Genomic DNA, 15,641 nt, shown 5'->3' on the forward strand with positions numbered 1-15,641 from the left:
CGCCTGTTCAGATAAAAAACCCAAGACAATCCGATGGTTACGAATTAGCCATTCAGCTGGCATTTATACTTCCGCCGCTACCTTGCGCCAACTTTTCAGCCACCCCCTTGGTGGCGACCCACACCGCCCGCGCCTTTGCGCGGTTTAGGTGAAGGGGCAAAAGCGTGCCGCAGAGCCCGCTGCCCTCCCCAGTACGCCATGCCGGTTCGCGCCGCAGTTGCCGTGTTTCCCAACAGGGACGGCGACAGCGCTGCGGAACGGCGCAACGGAGCAAGGAGTCCGATTAGATGAAACTGGCTTGGATCCTGTGGCTGGCCTCTGTGCTTCCGCCACAAACCGCCGATTCGCTGTGCCTGAGCACCACCGTCTACCTGGAAGCCCGCGACCAGTCCGTGCGCGGCCAGAAGGCGGTGGCTGAAGTGGCCCTGCGCCGCCGTGACAGCGGCCTGTGGGGCAACACGGTCTGTGACGTGGTCACGGCCCGCAAGCAGTTCGCGCCGACCCTGGTGGCCCCAGGCACGCGCCTGACCAACACCGAGGCGTGGGGCGAGGCCGTCACCGTGGCTCTCGATGCCGAGCGTAACTGGGCCCTGCCGCCCGGCCAGCGCAAGGAGATCGTGCCCGGCGCCAGCCACTTCGCCGCCCACGCGATCGCCAGCCCGAGCTGGCGCACCGCCTACCAGGTGGCCACGATCGGCGACCACACCTTCTACAAGGTGCAGTCGTTGAAGCCGCGCCGGACCTGAGGCACGGTTGAGGAAGCGGCTTGCGCTGCAAGCCGCTCCACGGAGTGTTGCAGCCGTGGCGTTGAGCACGCGGGACGAGTCGGCGATAGTGGTGGATTCAACAGCCCCCACGCCCCCGCGGAGTTCGCAATGAAGCTCTACACCAAGCCCGGCGCCTGTTCGACCGCCGACCACATCGCCCTGGAGTGGACCGGCCAGCCGTTCGAGTACGAGATCCTGGACAAGGACTCGATGAAGGCGCCCGCCTACCTCGCCATCAATCCCACCGGCGCCGTGCCGGCGGTGGTCGACGGCGACTTCGTGCTGACCCAGAACGCGGCGATCATGGGCTACATCGCCGACACGTATCCCGAGGCCGGTCTCGCCGGTGACGGCAGCGCGCGCCAGCGCGGCGAAGCCGCCCGCTGGCTGGCCTTCGTCAACTCCGACCTGCACCCGGCGTTCAAGCCGCTGTTCGGACCGGCCGCCTTCATCGAAGACGAGGGCCAGTACGACGCCGTCAGGGCCACCGCGCGCAAGCGCGTGCGCAGCCTGTTCGAGTCCGCCGACAAGCAGCTGGCCGGCAAGCAGTGGCTGGCCGGCTTCCGCAGCTTCGCCGACCCCTACCTCTACATCACCCTGCGCTGGGCCGATGGCCTGGGAATCGACCTGGGCGGCTTGGCCAACCTGGCGGCTTTCCGCCAGCGCATGGACGCCGACCCCGGCGTGCAGAAGGCACTGAAGGACGAAGGGCTCGCCTGAGTCCCATGAAGCGGGGACCTGCGCTCAAGGCAGGTCCTTCGCTGCGATCCGCGCGATGCCTCAGGCGGTCGCCAGCGAGCGCAGGCGTCGCTCCATCTCGCCGGCAAAGCCGACGCTGTGGGTCTTGGCCAGGGCCGAGCTCAAGTCCGGCAACAACGCCAGCAACTCATCCACATCGGTGCAGCGCTCGATCTTGAGCTGCAGGAAGTAGCCGCGCAGGCCCAGGTGCTCGCGCACGGTCTCGGACATCTGCGTGTACAGCGGGGCGTAACCGCCGCCGCTGCCGCCGTCGGCCACCGGTCCGGGGCCCATGGCTGTCGTTACCGCGGCAGTGAAGAATTGTCCCGTCACCCGCCCGGGAATCGACGCAGCCGCAACGGCCGCCATCGTCTGCGGCACGTCGACCAGCCCCAGCGCGCGCAGCTGCTCGAGCCCGTCAGGCGGCCCACGCAAACCAGCGATCACCTCGCGCAGTTGCCCGGCGCTGCGCTGGCCATCGACCAGCAGCAGGATCGAACGCAATACGTTGGGCAGTTTGCGCGTGCGCTGCTGGATCTCATCGCGCCCGGCATCGGTCTTGTTCGGCACTTCGTCATCGCGCATGGCTTCCCCTAAAACCATCGGCCACGAAAAGGCGTGGCCGACTATGCCATGGGCGGCGCGCCGGAGGATGGCCTGAAGGGGGGTATCAGACGAAAGGCGGGGGTCCGGGCGGGCAGTTCGCTGCCCTGCCCGTCGCCCTCGCCGCGCTGCGGCCTGTCCCTCCCCCGCTCAGGGGGAGGGTCTTGCGTGTTGCTCAGCGCTTGTCGATCGCCACGTAGGCGCGATCTTCCGGACCGACGTAGTTCGCGCTCGGACGGATGATCTTGCCGTCCTCGCGCTGCTCGATCACGTGCGCGCTCCAGCCGGTGGTGCGCGCGATCACGAACAGCGGCGTGAACATCGGCGTCGGGATTCCCATCATGTGGTAGGCCGATGCGCTGTACCAGTCGAGGTTCGGGAACATCTTCTTGGTGTCCATCATCAGGTTCTCGATGCGCTCGGACACGTCGAACAGCATCTGGTTGCCGCCGTCGGCACACAGCTTGCGCGAGATTTCCTTGATGATCGGATTGCGCGGATCGCCGATGGTGTACACCGGATGGCCGAAGCCGATAACGATCTCCTTGCGCTCCATGCGCGCGCGGATATCGGCCTCGGCCTCGTCGGCGCTGCCGTAGCGGCTGATGATGTCCATCGCCACTTCGTTGGCGCCGCCGTGCTTGGGACCGCGCAACGCACCGATCGCGCCGGTGAGGCACGAATGCAGGTCCGAACCGGTGCCGGCGATCACGCGCGCGGTGAACGTCGATGCGTTGAACTCATGCTCGGCGTAGAGGATCAGCGACTTGTCGAGCGAGTCGGCATGCAGCGCGCTCGGCGGCTCGCCGTGCAGCAGATGCAGGAAGTGCGCGGCGACGCTGTCGTCGTCGGTCTCCACATCGATGCGACGACCGTTGCGGGTGAAGTGCCACCAGTAGATCAGCATCGAACCGAAGCTCGCGATCAGCTTGTCGGCGATGTCGCGCGCCTCTGCGGCCGGATGGCCTTCGCGCTCGGGAAGCACGGTGCCCAGCACCGAGCAGCCGGTGCGCAGCACGTCCATCGGATGCGCGTTGGCCGGCACCAGCTCGAGCGCTTCGGAGACGATCGCCGGCAGGCCGCGCAGGCGCTTGAGCTTGGCCTTGTAGGCCTTGAGCTGCGACACCGTCGGCAATACGCCGTGCACGAGCAGGTGCGCGACTTCCTCGAAGGTCGACTTGGTCGCCAGGTCGTGGATGTCGTAGCCGCGGTAATGCAGGTCGTTGCCGCTGCGGCCGACGGTGCACAGGGCGGTATTGCCCGCGGCGGTGCCGCTCAGGGCGACGGATTTCTTGGCCTTGGGCAGGATCTGTGCCGAGTCACTCATTGCTTGTCTCCTCATTCGGCCACGTTGGCGGTGGATTTTTTGTCCGGTCCCGCCAGGGGCCGTCGTTCTCAGGGATAACGCGGGAAAAGTTGCGGAGCATTGCGAAAAACGCGCTGGCAGCCGCGGATCGTGGCGCTACAGCAGGGGGGTAAAGCCAAGTTGCGACGGGCAGGTCGCACGCGACCGTGGCGGGCCAGTATCGCGCCCGTTACGGTCGCAAGGCGGACGGACGCGCCGGCGGAGATAGGGACAGGGGGACTCAACGTCGAGGCCCTGTACGCTCCGTCGGCCGACCACTTCCATCCTTTGCTTACTTCTCGCGCGCGAACAGCGCGTCGAGCTTGTCTTCGTACGCGTGGTAGCCCAGGTAGTCATAGAGCTCCGCGCGCGTCTGCAACGTCGGCACGAGGCTCTTCTGCGTGCCTTCGCGGCGCACCGTCTCGTAGAAGTTCAACGCCGCCTTGTTCATGGCGCGATAGGCGCCGCAGCAGTACAGGGCGATGTCGACACCGGCCTCGCGCAGCTCGTCGGTGGTGAAGAACGGAGTGGAACCGAACTCGGTCAGGTTGGCCAGGATCGGCACCTTCACCGCGGCCTTGAAGCGGCGGTAATCCTCGAGCGTGTTCATCGCCTCGGGGAAGATCATGTCGGCGCCGGCTTCGACGTAGGCGCAGGCGCGCTCGATCGCCGAATCAATGCCTTCGACCGCGGCCGCATCGGTGCGGGCCATGATCACGAAGCTGCTGTCGGTGCGCGCATCGACGGCCGACTTCACGCGGTCGACCATTTCCGAAGTCGGCACCACTTCCTTGCCCGGGCGATGGCCGCAACGCTTCTGGCCGACCTGGTCTTCCATGTGCACGGCGGCGACGCCGACGTTGATGAAGGACTTGATGGTGCGGCCGATGTTGAACGCGCCGCCCCAGCCGGTGTCGATGTCGACCAGCAACGGCATCTGCGTGGCGTCGACAATGCGGCGCGCGTCGGTGAGCACGTCTTCCATCGTGCTGATGCCCAGGTCCGGCACGCCGAGCGAGTTGGCGGCGACGCCGCCACCGGACAGGTACAGCGCCTTGTAACCCACGCGCTTGGCCATCAGGCCGGCGTAGGCAGTGATGGCACCCATCACCTGCAGCGGGGATTCTTCAGAAACGGCGGCGCGGAAACGAGCACCGGCGGAGGCTTGCGAAGTCATGTCATCTCCTGGTTGAAGGGGCATTTTAGGCCACCTCGGGGGAGAGCGTCGGACACCTTCACCGGCATGTCGCGATTTGATAACTCAGTTGCCCGGATCAGTTGCCCGAGTCCGCCCCCCGCTCCAGCGCCCGCCGCACCTCTTCCAGCGCCCCCGGATCATCCAGGGTCGACAGGTCGCCCGGGTCGCGGTGCTCGGCCAACGCCTGGAGCGAGCGCCGCAGCAACTTGCCCGATCGCGTCTTGGGCAAGGCGTTGACGACATACACCCGCGCCGGCCGGGCCACCCCGCCCAGCTGCTCGACCACCCGCTGCTGCATGCTCGCCGCCGCCTCCGCCGCGGACTCGCCGCCCAGGGCCTGCTTCAACGTGGCGAACACCACCGGCACCTGCCCCTTTAGCTCGTCATGCACGCCGATCACCGCCGCCTCGGCGACGCTGGGATGGGTCGAGCACGACTCCTCGATCTCGCGCGTACCCAGGCGATGACCGGCGACGTTGATGACATCGTCAGTGCGGCCGAGGATGAAGGTGTAGCCGTCCTCGTCGCGGATCGCCCAGTCGAGGGAGCTATATACCAATTGCTTGAAATGACTGAAGTAGCTCGACAGGAACCTGGCATCGTCGTTCCACACCGTGGTCAGGCACCCCGGTGGCAGCGGCGGTTCGATCACCAGGACGCCCTTCTGCCCCGGCGCCACGTCGTCACCGCTGTTGTCGTCGATCACGCGCAGCTTGTAGCCCGGCGTCGGCAGGCCGGGCGAGCCGAACTTCACCGGCTTCAGGTCCAGGCCCGGCATCAGCGACAGCACCGGCCAACCGGTTTCGGTCTGCCAGTAGTTGTCGATGATGGTCTTGCCGATGCCGTCGGTGATCCAGTGCGCGGTCGGCTCGTCGAGCGGCTCACCGGCGAGGAACAACCAGTGCAGTTTCGACAGATCGTGCTTCGTCAGCCACGATGGATCCTGCTTCTTCAGCACGCGGATGCCGGTCGGCGAGGAGAACATCGTGCGCACGCCGTACTGCTCGCAGATGCGCCACCAGATGCCCGGATCCGGGTTGGTCGGAAGGCCTTCGTACAGCACCGATGTCGCGCCGGCGATGAGCGGGCCGTAGACGTTGTACGAATGCCCGACCGCCCAGCCGACATCGGACGTCGAGAACATCACCTGGCCGGCGCGCACGTCGTAGATCGACCACATCGACAGCGCCATCGCCACCGCATAGCCACCGACATCGCGCTGCACGCCCTTGGGCTTGCCGGTGGTGCCTGAGGTGTAGAGCAGGTAACTGGGCTCGTTCGATTCAAGCCACTCGACCTCGACCCGCGCGCCTTCATGCTTCGCGCGCAACACGGCGTAATCGACATCGCGACCTTCCACGATGTTGTATCCCGGATCGAGCCCGCGACTGACGACCAGCACGTGCGGCGGCGGCGATGCCGCCTCCTCGCAGGCGGCATCGACCAGCGGCTTGTAGGCGATGACCTTGCCGCCGCGCATGCCGGCGTCGGCGCATATCAACAGCTTCGGCTTGGCGTCGTCGATGCGCAGCGCCAGGTTGTGCGCGGCGAACCCGCCGAACACGACCGAATGCACCGCACCGATGCGTGCGCAGGCGAGCATCGCGAACACCGCCTCGGCCATGTTCGGCATGTAGATCACGACGCGGTCGCCACGCCCGACACCCAGCGACTTGAGCACGGCGGCGAAGGTGTTCACTTCGGCGTGCAGTTCGCGGTAGCTGATTTCGCGGGTGAGGTTGGTTTCAGACGAGATCGCGACCAGCGCCAGCTGTTCGCCGCGTTCGCCGAGGTGGCGATCGACCGCGTTGTAGCAAAGATTGGTTTCGCCACCGGCGAACCACTTGCGGAACGGCGGGTTGGAGTAGTCGAGCACCTGCTGCGGCGGCTTGTGCCAGTGGATCGCCCTCGCCTGCTCGGCCCAGAACTCCTCGGGCTGTTCGATCGAGCGGCGGTAGAACTCCTCGTAACCCATCGCGGCACCTCCACGGCTATCCCGTCGAGGCTAGTACCAGCGGCGGAAGGAAGCGTTACGACCTTGGTCGATAACCAAAAAAAGGCGGCCCGAAGGCCGCCTTTTCAGCGCAACCGGCACGCAGCCGGCAGCAATCAATCAACCCAGCAGGTGGGCAACGCCGGCGCGCTCTTCTTCCAGCTCGGCCAGCGTCTTGTCCATGGCCGCGCGGCTGAACTCGTCGACTGGCAGGCCTTCGACGCGGGTGTACTCGCCGTTGGCGGTGGTCACCGGCACGCCGTAAAGCACGCCTTCCGGAATGCCGTAGCTGCCGTCCGACGGCACGCCCATCGTCACCCACTTGCCGTTGCTGCCCAGCACCCAGTCACGGATGTGGTCGATGGCGGCGTTGGCAGCCGAAGCGGCCGACGACAGGCCACGCGCCTCGATGATCGCCGCGCCGCGCTTGGCGACCTGCGGGATGAACGTGTTGGCGTTCCAGTCGGCGTCGTTGATCTTGTCCTTCAGCGAGGCACCGTTGACCGTGGCGAAGCGGTAGTCCGGGTACATGGTCGGGCTGTGGTTGCCCCACACGACCAGCTTCTCGATGTCGGCCACGGCCACGCCGGCCTTGGAAGCCAGCTGCGACAGCGCGCGGTTGTGGTCCAGGCGCAGCATCGCGGTGAAGTTCTTCGCCGGCAGGTCCGGCGCCGACTTCATGGCGATGTAGGCATTGGTGTTGGCCGGGTTGCCGACGACCAGCACCTTGACGTTGCGCGAAGCGACCTTGTTCAGCGCGGCGCCCTGGGCGGTGAAGATCTTGGCGTTCTCCAGCAGCAGGTCCTTGCGCTCCATGCCCGGGCCGCGCGGACGCGCGCCGACCAGCAGGGCGATGTCGGCGTCCTTGAACGCGACCTCGGCGTCATCGGTGCCGACCATGCCGGCCAGCAGCGGGAACGCGCAGTCTTCCAGCTCCATCATCACGCCCTTGAGCGCGGCCTGGGCCTTCTCCATCGGCAGCTCGAGCATCTGCAGGATGACGGGCTGGTCCTTGCCGAGCATTTCGCCGGAAGCGATGCGGAACAGCAGCGAGTAGCCGATCTGGCCGGCAGCACCGGTAACGGCAACGCGGACGGGGGTCTTCATGGGTAACTCCTGAAATGAAAAGCGGGGCGACCGGCGCCCCGCAATGGATCACGAAATTTAGGAAAGCTCTGCGAAGAATTCCTGGAAACGCTGCAGGCCCGGAGCGAGCTGCGGCGTCGGACAGGTGTAGCTGATGCGCAGGGCGCGCGGCTCGCCGAACGCCGAACCCGGCACGCAGGCCACGCCCTTGGCTTCCAGCAGCGCATTGCAGAAGTCGACGTCGTTGCCGATCTTCGTACCGGTCGGACCGTGGGTCTTGCCGAAGGCGACGCTGATGTCCGGGAACACGTAGAACGCGCCCTGCGGACGCGGGCAGATCACACCCGGGATCGAATCCATCACCGCCATCACCTGGTCGCGCTTGGCCTCGAACTCGGCGCACTTGGCCGTCGGCACGTCCTGCGGACCCGACAGCGCGGCGACCGCAGCGGCGCTGACGATCTCCGGGATGTTGGTGATGTGGTTGGAGTTCATCGTCACGATCGACTGCGCGACCGCTTCCGGACCGGCCATGAAGCCCACGCGCCAACCCGGCATGCCGTAGGTCTTGGACAGCGAGTCGATGAAGATCACGCGCTCGCGCAGTTCCGGACGGGCGTGCACGAAGTTGTGGTAGCCCAGGCCGTCGAACACCATCCGGTTGTAGATGTCGTCGGTAATGACCCAGGTGTCCGGGTACTTGGCAACGACGTCGGCCAGCGCGTCGATCTCTTCCTTCGAATAGACCATGCCGGTCGGGTTCGAGGGATTGTTGAACAGGAAGACCTTGGGCTTCTTCGCCAGCGCGACGTCGAGCTGCGCCGGGGTGAGCTTGTAGTCCTGCGAGGCCGGGCACGGCAGCAGGTCGATCTTCGCGTTGACGATGTCGGCGATGTCGAGATAGCTCGTCCAGTACGGCGTCGGGAAGACGATCGTGTCGCCTTCGTCGAGCAGCGCTTCGGCGAGGTTGTAGATGACGTGCTTGGCGCCGATGCCGGTGGCGATGTTGACGCGGCCGTAGCCGGTCAGGCCGATCTTCGCCATGTGCTCGATGAAAGCATCGAGCATCGCGTCCGCGCCGCGATTGCTGCCGTACTGGCCGCTGTCCTTGCTCAGCGCATCACGCGCCGCGGCATAGACATGGTCACCGGGGAGGAAGTTGGGAACACCAATCGAGAAACTGATGATGTCGCGGCCTTCGGCTTTGAGCCGCTTGGCCTTCTCGGCAACCTGCATGATCGCGCTGGGCTTGGCGCGACCGATGCGCCGGGCAAGCTGGGGCATCGCGGGAACCTCTGGGAGTCGATGTGGGGTCGCTGTGGGCGGCACGAGAACCAGCCGCCATCGAGCCGCGAAATGTTAGCACGGAGGCGCCCGCCGCCTCGTTGCAGGGATGAGTCAGAACGTCCGCCGGACGGCCCGGGAAGCCCAGACACAGCCCACGAGCGATGGCCCCAAAAGGCAAACGCCCGCCCCGGCAAAGCCGGAGCGGGCGCCTTCACGCAGTCGGCAGACGCCGCCTTACGGGCGGGCGTTCTGGTCCAGCGTCTTGTTCCATTCCGCTACGCGGTCAGCCTTGGCGGCCAGCACGGCAGCGGTATCGCCCTCGATCTTGACCGACTTGATCGTGTCGCCCTGCTTGACGCTGTCGACGATCTGCTGGCCTTCCAGCACCTTGCCGAAGACGGTGTGCTTGCCGTCCAGCCACGGGCACGGGACGTGGGTGATGAAGAACTGGCTGCCATTGGTGCCCGGGCCGGCATTGGCCATCGACAGCACGCCGCGCTCGTGGCTCAGGCCATTGCGGGCCTCGTCCTCGAAGCGGTAGCCGGGGCCGCCGGTGCCGGTGCCCAGCGGGCAGCCGCCCTGGACCATGAAATCGTTGATGACGCGGTGGAAGCTCAGGCCGTCATAGAAGCCGCGCTGGGCCAGGTTGACGAAGTTGGCGACCGTCAGCGGCGCCTTGTCGGCGGCGAGTTCGATGCGGATCGGACCGCGGTCGGTGTCGAAGGTGGCGATCAGGCTCATGAATCCGTCTCCTGGGACGTGGGGCAGTTGGGTGGGGCTAGGCAAAAGCGGGGGGAAAGTCGCAAAAGCGTTCAGACTTGCCGTTCAGATGGCGGCGTCCGGGCCAATAGACAAGGGTACTTGCAGAGCCTCCACCTGAACAGGCAGAGGTAATCATTGACAGGTATAATGCCCGGCTACCTCCTCGCCCGAGTGCCGGTCTGCCGGCCTTTTCGCATGTCCATCGAACGCCTCCGCAATATCGCCATCGTCGCCCACGTCGACCATGGCAAGACCACTCTCGTCGACTGCCTGCTCAAGCAGTCGGGCACCCTGTCCGAACGCACGGTGCTGGCCGAGCGCGCGATGGACAGCAATGACCAGGAAAAGGAACGTGGCATCACGATCCTTGCCAAGAACACCGCCATCACCTGGCAGGGCAACCGCATCAACATCGTCGACACCCCGGGCCACGCCGACTTCGGCGGTGAGGTCGAGCGCGTGCTGTCGATGGTCGACTCGGTGCTGATCCTCGTCGACGCGATGGACGGCCCGATGCCGCAGACCCGCTTCGTCACCCAGAAGGCGTTCGCGATGGGCTTCAAGCCGATCGTGGTCGTCAACAAGATCGACCGTCCGGGCGCCCGTCCTGACTGGGTCATCGACCAGGTGTTCGACCTGTTCGACAAGCTCGGCGCCACCAACGAGCAGCTCGACTTCCCGATCGTCTACGCCTCGGCGCTGCACGGCTACGCCAGCCTCGACGACAGCGCCCGCGATGGCGACATGACCCCGCTTTACGAAGCGATCATGAAGCACGTCGCGCCGCCGCAGGTCGACATGGACGGCCCGTTCCAGATGCGCATCAGCCAGCTGGACTACAGCAACTTCGTCGGCCTGATCGGCATCGGCCGCATCCAGCGCGGCAAGGTCCGTCGCAACATGCCGGTCAGCGTGATCGACCGCGAAGGCAAGAAGCGCCAGGGCAAGGTCCTGCAGGTGCTGGGCTTCATGGGCCTGGAGCGCCTGGAGACCGAGGAAGCCGAGGCCGGTGACATCGTCGCCATCTCCGGCGTCGCCGACCTGTCGATCTCCGACACCGTCTGCGCCCTCGACTTCCCGGAAGCGCTGCCGGCGCTGACCGTCGACGAGCCGACCATCTCGATGACCTTCCAGGTCAACAACTCGCCGTTCGCCGGCAACAAGGAACTCAGCGGTGGCAAGTTCCTGACCAGCCGCCAGCTGCGCGAGCGCCTGGAGCGCGAGACGCTGCACAACGTCGCGCTGAAGGTCGAGGAAGGTTCCGACCCGGACAAGTTCCTGGTCTCCGGCCGTGGCGAGCTGCACCTGTCGGTGCTGATCGAGAACATGCGCCGCGAAGGCTTCGAGCTGGCCGTGTCGCGTCCGGAAGTGATCATCAAGGAAATCGACGGCCAGATGATGGAGCCGGTCGAGCAGCTGGTGGTCGACATCGAAGAGCAGCACCAGGGCGGCGTCATGGAAAAGCTGGGCATCCGCAAGGGCCAGCTGAAGAACATGGAGTCCGACGGCAAGGGTCGCGTGCGCCTTGATTACATGATCCCGGCCCGTGGCCTGATCGGTTTCCAGAACGAGTTCCGCACCCTGACCCAGGGCTCGGGCCTGCTGTTCCACGTGTTCGACCATTACGGTCCGAAGGAAACCGGCGCGATCGCCAAGCGCCAGAACGGCGTGATGATCGCCAATGCCGCCGGCACCACCCCGGCCTACTCGCTCGGACCGCTGGAAGAGCGCGGCCGCCTGTTCGCCGCCGAAGGCGACCAGGTGTACGAGGGCCAGCTGATCGGCATCCACTCCAAGGACAACGACCTTACGGTCAATGCCATCAAGCCCAAGCCGCTGACCAACATGCGCGCCTCGGGCAAGGACGATGCGATCAAGCTGACCCCGGCGATCAAGTACTCGCTGGAGCAGGCCCTGGACTTCATCGAGGACGACGAGCTGGTCGAAGTCACCCCGAAGGAAATCCGCCTGCGCAAGAAGTTCCTGACCGAGTCGGACCGCAAGCGCGCCTCGCGCGCGGCCTGAGTCTCCTGACGGCACGCACCAGGGCGTCGACTCGCCAACATGACCGACGCCCAGCACTACAACCCGGATCCGCACGCGCATCCGGGTCTCCATGTCATCGCGATCTTCGAGGCCGCCAAGGGACTGCTGGCATTGCTGGCAGCCAGCGGCCTCGAACTTCTCGGGCCGGCGCCCCTGCTGCGCTGGCTGCATGAGCTGATCGCCCGATTCCAGCTCGACCCCAACGAAGGCGCCCTCGCCTGGTTGAACAAGGTCATCAACCCCGACGGCGTGCACCTGGCCGCCGCGGTGGTCCTCGCCTACGGCCTGCTGCGCATGCTCGAGGCCTCGGGACTGTGGCGGGCCAAGGCCTGGGCCTCCTGGCTGGGCTGCATCAGCGCCGCGATCTACCTGCCCCTGGACCTCTACGCCGTGTACCACCACCCCGGCTGGACCTCGTGGGCGGTCCTCGCCGTCAACTTGATCGTCGTCGCAGTGCTGGCACGCGACCTGCTCAAGCGTCGCCAATAGGGCCTGACGGCGGTTCAGTTTCGCGTATGCTCGGCGACGGCCATCCGCGACCGGGGAATCGCAATGCGCTCTTTGCCTGTAACCAAGACGTTGTCCGTGGCGATGATGATCGCCTTGCTGCCTGCCTGCCAACGCGCTGACGCGCCTGACGCGGGTGTGGCTGCGTCCAAGCCGGCTGTGGCGGTGGCATCGGCGAATGCCGGTCCCGCGCCTGCCCGCTTCGCGTTCGCCGAGGTCGGCATCGCCGAACTGCAGGCACGCATGGAGCGCGGCGAACTGAGCAGCCATGCGCTGACCCAGGCCTACCTCGACCAGATCGCCGCCATCGACGATGCCGGCCCGCGACTCAATGCGGTGATCGAGACCAATCCCAATGCACTCAAGGAAGCCGACGCGCGCGATGCCGAGCGCAAGGCCGGTCGCGTCCGCGGCCCGCTGCACGGCGTGCCGATCCTGCTCAAGGACAACATCGACGCCACGCCGATGGTGAACTCGGCCGGCTCGCTTGCCCTCGCCTCGCACCACCCGCGCACCGACGCTTTCCTGGTCGCACGCCTGCGCGAAGCCGGCGCGGTGATCCTCGGCAAGACCAACCTCAGCGAATGGGCCAACTTCCGCTCCTCGCGCTCGAGCTCCGGCTGGAGCGCGCGCGGTGGCCAGACCCGCAACCCGTACGCGCTCGACCGCTCGCCGTGCGGCTCCAGTTCCGGCAGCGGCAGCGCCATCGCCGCCAGCCTGGCTGCCGCCGCGATCGGCACCGAGACCGACGGCAGCATCATCTGCCCTTCCTCGGTCGCCGGCCTGGTCGGCATCAAGCCGACCGTCGGCCTGGTCAGCCGCAACGGCATCATCCCGATCTCGCACAGCCAGGACACCGCCGGCCCGATGGCGCGCAGCGTCGCCGATGCGGCGGTGCTGCTGTCGGCGATCGTCGGTCGCGACGACGCCGACCCGGCGACCGCCGAAAGCACCGGCCGGGCGATGTTCGACTACCACGCCCGGCTCAACGCCGACGGCCTGCGCGGCGCCCGGATCGGCGTGCTGCGCAAGTCGATGGGCTTCCACCCCGATGCCGACGCCGCGCTCGAGCGCAGCATCGAGACCATGCGCAAGGCCGGCGCCGAAGTCGTCGACGTCGAGATCGCCGGCGCGGGCAGCTGGAACGAGCCGGAAATGGACGTGCTGCTGTACGAATTCAAGCACGGCGTCGACGGTTACCTGTCGCGCAGCGGCGCGCAGGTGACGTCGCTGGCCGGCCTGATCGACTACAACCGCAAGAATGCCGGCAAGGAAATGCCCTACTTCGGCCAGGAGCTGTTCGAACGCGCGCAGGCCAAGGGCGCGCTCGACGAGATCGGCTACATCGAGGCACGCAGCAAGGCCCGCCGCCTCGCCCGCGCCGAAGGCCTGGAAGCGACGCTGACGGCGAACAACCTCGATGCCGTTATCGCACCTGCCACCGCGCCGGCGTGGCTGATCGACCCGGTCAACGGCGACCACTTCCTCGGCGAAGGCTACGGCGCCGCTGCGGTGGCCGGAACGCCCAGCATCACCGTGCCGATGGGCGACAGCTTCGGCCTGCCGATCGGCATCATCTTCATGGGCCCGGCCTCGAGCGAACCGCGCCTGATCGAACTGGCGTATGCGTTCGAGCAGAAGACCAAGGTGCGCAAGGCGCCGCAGTTCCTGGCGACGGTAGCGCTCGGAAAGACCAAGGGCTGAGGCCCGGCTCGTCGTCCCGGCGAAAGCCGGGACCCACCTTGCGCTTGCGCGTCATCCCTGCGGGAACCCAGGGACGTTGCCTTGACATGGATCCCGGCTTTCGCCGGGATGACGGCGAGAAACCTTACGCCGGCGCCGCGATCTGCGCCTGCTTGCGCACGATCAGCATCGCGATCTCCAGCGCCTGCTCGTAATTCAGGCGCGGATCGACCGTCGACATGTACGCCCGCTCCAGATCGCTCTCGGTCAGTTCGCGCGCGCCACCCAGGCACTCGGTGACATCCTCGCCGGTGAGTTCCAGGTGCACGCCACCCAGGCGCGTACCGGCCGCGGCGTGCAACTCGAACGACTGCTCCAGCTCGCTGCGGATGTTGCGGAAGCGACGCGTCTTGTAGCCGTTGCTGGTGCTCTCGGTGTTGCCGTGCATCGGGTCGCATACCCACAGCACGCGACGCCCGTCGCGGCGCACCGCATCGAGCAGCGGCGGCAGCTTCTCGGCGATGCCGCTCGCACCCATGCGATGGATGAACGTCAGGCGGCCCGGCTCGTCCTCGGGGTTGAGCAGGTCGATCGTGCGCAGCAGCTGGTCCGGCGTCACCGACGGGCCGACCTTCAGCGCGATCGGGTTGCGGATGCCGCGGAAGTACTCGGCATGGGCGCCATCGACCGCAGCGGTACGCATGCCGATCCACGGGTAATGGGTGCTGAGGTTGAACCAGCCCCAGTGACGGGGCACCTGCCGCGTCAGCGACTCTTCGTACGGCAGCAGCAACGCTTCGTGCGAGGTGTAGAAGTCGACGCGATTGAGGTTGTGCACCTCCGCGCCCGACAGCGTCTCCATGAAGCGGACCGCATCGCCGATCGCGGTAACCATGCGCCGGTATTCCTCGGCGAGTTCGGAATGGCCGACCCAGCTGAGGTTCCAGTATTCGGGGTGGTGCAGGTCGGCGAAACCGCCGTCGATCAGCGCGCGGACGAAGTTCATCGTCATCGCCGAACGCGCATGCGCCTTGATCATCCGGCGCGGATCCGGCGCGCGCGCGGCGGCGGTGAACTCCGGCGCGTTGACCATGTCGCCGCGGTAGCTCGGCAACGTCACCTCACCGATCGTCTCGGTGTCGGTCGAACGCGGCTTGGCGTACTGGCCGGCGAAACGGCCCACGCGCACCACCGGCTTGCGCATGCCATGGACGAGCACCAGGCTCATCTGCAGCAGCACCTTGAGGCGGTTGGAAATGACTCCGGAGTTGCAGGCCGAGAAGCTCTCGGCGCAATCGCCACCCTGCAACAGGAAACGCTTGCCCTCCTGTGCCTCGGCCAGCTGCTGCTTGAGCGACAGGATCTCCCACGACGTCACCAGCGGCGGCAGGTCGCGCAGTTCGGCCAGCGCCGACTCGAGTGCGGCCGCATCCGGATACTGCGGCAACTGCATCGCGGTTCGGTTGCGCCACGACTGGGGGGCCCAGTCAGCGGGCAGGTTCACGGCACGGAGATTGCGATCTGGGCTGGGCATGACACGGAATGCTGCAATGCGGCGAACCACTATGGGCGCTCACCCCTCGTGCTGCAACCGTTACAGCGGCAACCGAGGAGTACGCCCCGATG

The 15,641-nt window shown here is 66.5% G+C and carries 13 protein-coding genes; 5 read left to right on the plus strand and 8 right to left on the minus strand.

Features of this window, described 5'->3' with window-relative positions:
- Positions 1 to 287 precede the first annotated feature (287 nt).
- Both HIV01_RS08595 and HIV01_RS08600 read left to right on the plus strand, forming a co-directional pair.
- Positions 288 to 746 (plus strand): cell wall hydrolase, encoded by a 459-nt coding sequence (locus HIV01_RS08595; protein ID WP_158733560.1) that lies wholly within the window; start codon positions 288 to 290, stop codon positions 744 to 746.
- Between the two features lie 129 nt (positions 747 to 875).
- A complete protein-coding gene (locus tag HIV01_RS08600) occupies positions 876 to 1,487 on the plus strand; it encodes a glutathione S-transferase family protein (protein ID WP_200606475.1) in 612 nt (203 codons plus the stop codon).
- Between the two features lie 60 nt (positions 1,488 to 1,547).
- Here HIV01_RS08600 and HIV01_RS08605 read toward each other — a convergent pair whose 3' ends face one another.
- The 7 genes from HIV01_RS08605 to HIV01_RS08635 form a co-directional block, all read right to left on the minus strand.
- Positions 1,548 to 2,090 carry a hypothetical protein gene (locus tag HIV01_RS08605; protein ID WP_200606476.1) on the minus strand — a complete coding sequence of 181 codons (543 nt, stop codon included), beginning with the start codon at positions 2,088 to 2,090 and terminating at the stop codon, positions 1,548 to 1,550.
- Between the two features lie 193 nt (positions 2,091 to 2,283).
- Positions 2,284 to 3,435 (minus strand): bifunctional 2-methylcitrate synthase/citrate synthase, encoded by a 1,152-nt coding sequence (prpC, locus tag HIV01_RS08610; protein WP_200606477.1) that lies wholly within the window; start codon positions 3,433 to 3,435, stop codon positions 2,284 to 2,286.
- A gap of 310 nt (positions 3,436 to 3,745) precedes the next feature.
- A complete protein-coding gene (prpB, locus tag HIV01_RS08615) occupies positions 3,746 to 4,630 on the minus strand; it encodes a methylisocitrate lyase (RefSeq protein WP_200606478.1) in 885 nt (294 codons plus the stop codon).
- Between the two features lie 97 nt (positions 4,631 to 4,727).
- Positions 4,728 to 6,626: a propionate--CoA ligase gene (gene prpE, locus HIV01_RS08620; RefSeq protein WP_200606479.1), complete on the minus strand. Its 1,899-nt coding sequence runs from the start codon at positions 6,624 to 6,626 to the stop codon at positions 4,728 to 4,730.
- Positions 6,627 to 6,764: 138 nt separating this feature from the next.
- Positions 6,765 to 7,751 (minus strand): malate dehydrogenase, encoded by a 987-nt coding sequence (locus HIV01_RS08625; protein ID WP_200606480.1) that lies wholly within the window; start codon positions 7,749 to 7,751, stop codon positions 6,765 to 6,767.
- Positions 7,752 to 7,808: 57 nt separating this feature from the next.
- On the minus strand, positions 7,809 to 9,014 hold the full coding sequence (locus HIV01_RS08630; RefSeq protein ID WP_207527147.1) for an aminotransferase class I/II-fold pyridoxal phosphate-dependent enzyme: 1,206 nt from the start codon (positions 9,012 to 9,014) through the stop codon (positions 7,809 to 7,811).
- Between the two features lie 237 nt (positions 9,015 to 9,251).
- Complete coding sequence (locus tag HIV01_RS08635) at positions 9,252 to 9,758, minus strand: peptidylprolyl isomerase (protein WP_158733568.1); 507 nt, start codon at positions 9,756 to 9,758, stop codon at positions 9,252 to 9,254.
- A 216-nt stretch (positions 9,759 to 9,974) separates the two neighbouring features.
- Here HIV01_RS08635 and typA point away from each other — a divergent pair, with 216 nt between their 5' ends.
- The 3 genes from typA (at position 9,975) to HIV01_RS08650 (ending at position 14,036) form a co-directional block, all read left to right on the plus strand.
- Positions 9,975 to 11,804, plus strand: a complete 1,830-nt coding sequence (gene typA, locus HIV01_RS08640; protein WP_200606482.1) for a translational GTPase TypA — start codon at positions 9,975 to 9,977, stop codon at positions 11,802 to 11,804.
- Positions 11,805 to 11,843: 39 nt separating this feature from the next.
- On the plus strand, positions 11,844 to 12,314 hold the full coding sequence (locus tag HIV01_RS08645; protein ID WP_207527148.1) for a DUF2127 domain-containing protein: 471 nt from the start codon (positions 11,844 to 11,846) through the stop codon (positions 12,312 to 12,314).
- Positions 12,315 to 12,404: 90 nt separating this feature from the next.
- Positions 12,405 to 14,036, plus strand: coding sequence for an amidase (locus HIV01_RS08650; protein ID WP_425600270.1), 1,632 nt, complete (start codon positions 12,405 to 12,407; stop codon positions 14,034 to 14,036).
- Between the two features lie 124 nt (positions 14,037 to 14,160).
- Here HIV01_RS08650 and HIV01_RS08655 read toward each other — a convergent pair whose 3' ends face one another.
- Positions 14,161 to 15,549, minus strand: coding sequence for a class II 3-deoxy-7-phosphoheptulonate synthase (locus HIV01_RS08655; RefSeq protein ID WP_200606486.1), 1,389 nt, complete (start codon positions 15,547 to 15,549; stop codon positions 14,161 to 14,163).
- Between the last annotated feature and the right edge of the window lie 92 nt (positions 15,550 to 15,641).

Origin of the sequence: Lysobacter arenosi, assembly GCF_016613475.2 — a bacterium.
Taxonomy (GTDB): domain Bacteria; phylum Pseudomonadota; class Gammaproteobacteria; order Xanthomonadales; family Xanthomonadaceae; genus Lysobacter_J; species Lysobacter_J arenosi.

Bases quoted from the DNA above. Each gene is read 5' to 3' on its own strand.
- HIV01_RS08595 (WP_158733560.1), top strand. From the start codon at position 288: ATGAAACTGGCTTGGATCCTGTGGCTGGCCTCTGTGCTTCCGCCACAA.
- prpB (WP_200606478.1), bottom strand. From the start codon at position 4,630: ATGACTTCGCAAGCCTCCGCCGGTGCTCGTTTCCGCGCCGCCGTTTCT.
- HIV01_RS08645 (WP_207527148.1), top strand. From the start codon at position 11,844: ATGACCGACGCCCAGCACTACAACCCGGATCCGCACGCGCATCCGGGT.
- prpE (WP_200606479.1), bottom strand. From the start codon at position 6,626: ATGGGTTACGAGGAGTTCTACCGCCGCTCGATCGAACAGCCCGAGGAG.
- HIV01_RS08655 (WP_200606486.1), bottom strand. From the start codon at position 15,549: ATGCCCAGCCCAGATCGCAATCTCCGTGCCGTGAACCTGCCCGCTGAC.
- HIV01_RS08635 (WP_158733568.1), bottom strand. From the start codon at position 9,758: ATGAGCCTGATCGCCACCTTCGACACCGACCGCGGTCCGATCCGCATC.
- HIV01_RS08605 (WP_200606476.1), bottom strand. From the start codon at position 2,090: ATGCGCGATGACGAAGTGCCGAACAAGACCGATGCCGGGCGCGATGAG.
- typA (WP_200606482.1), top strand. From the start codon at position 9,975: ATGTCCATCGAACGCCTCCGCAATATCGCCATCGTCGCCCACGTCGAC.
- HIV01_RS08600 (WP_200606475.1), top strand. From the start codon at position 876: ATGAAGCTCTACACCAAGCCCGGCGCCTGTTCGACCGCCGACCACATC.
- HIV01_RS08625 (WP_200606480.1), bottom strand. From the start codon at position 7,751: ATGAAGACCCCCGTCCGCGTTGCCGTTACCGGTGCTGCCGGCCAGATC.
- HIV01_RS08630 (WP_207527147.1), bottom strand. From the start codon at position 9,014: ATGCCCCAGCTTGCCCGGCGCATCGGTCGCGCCAAGCCCAGCGCGATC.
- prpC (WP_200606477.1), bottom strand. From the start codon at position 3,435: ATGAGTGACTCGGCACAGATCCTGCCCAAGGCCAAGAAATCCGTCGCC.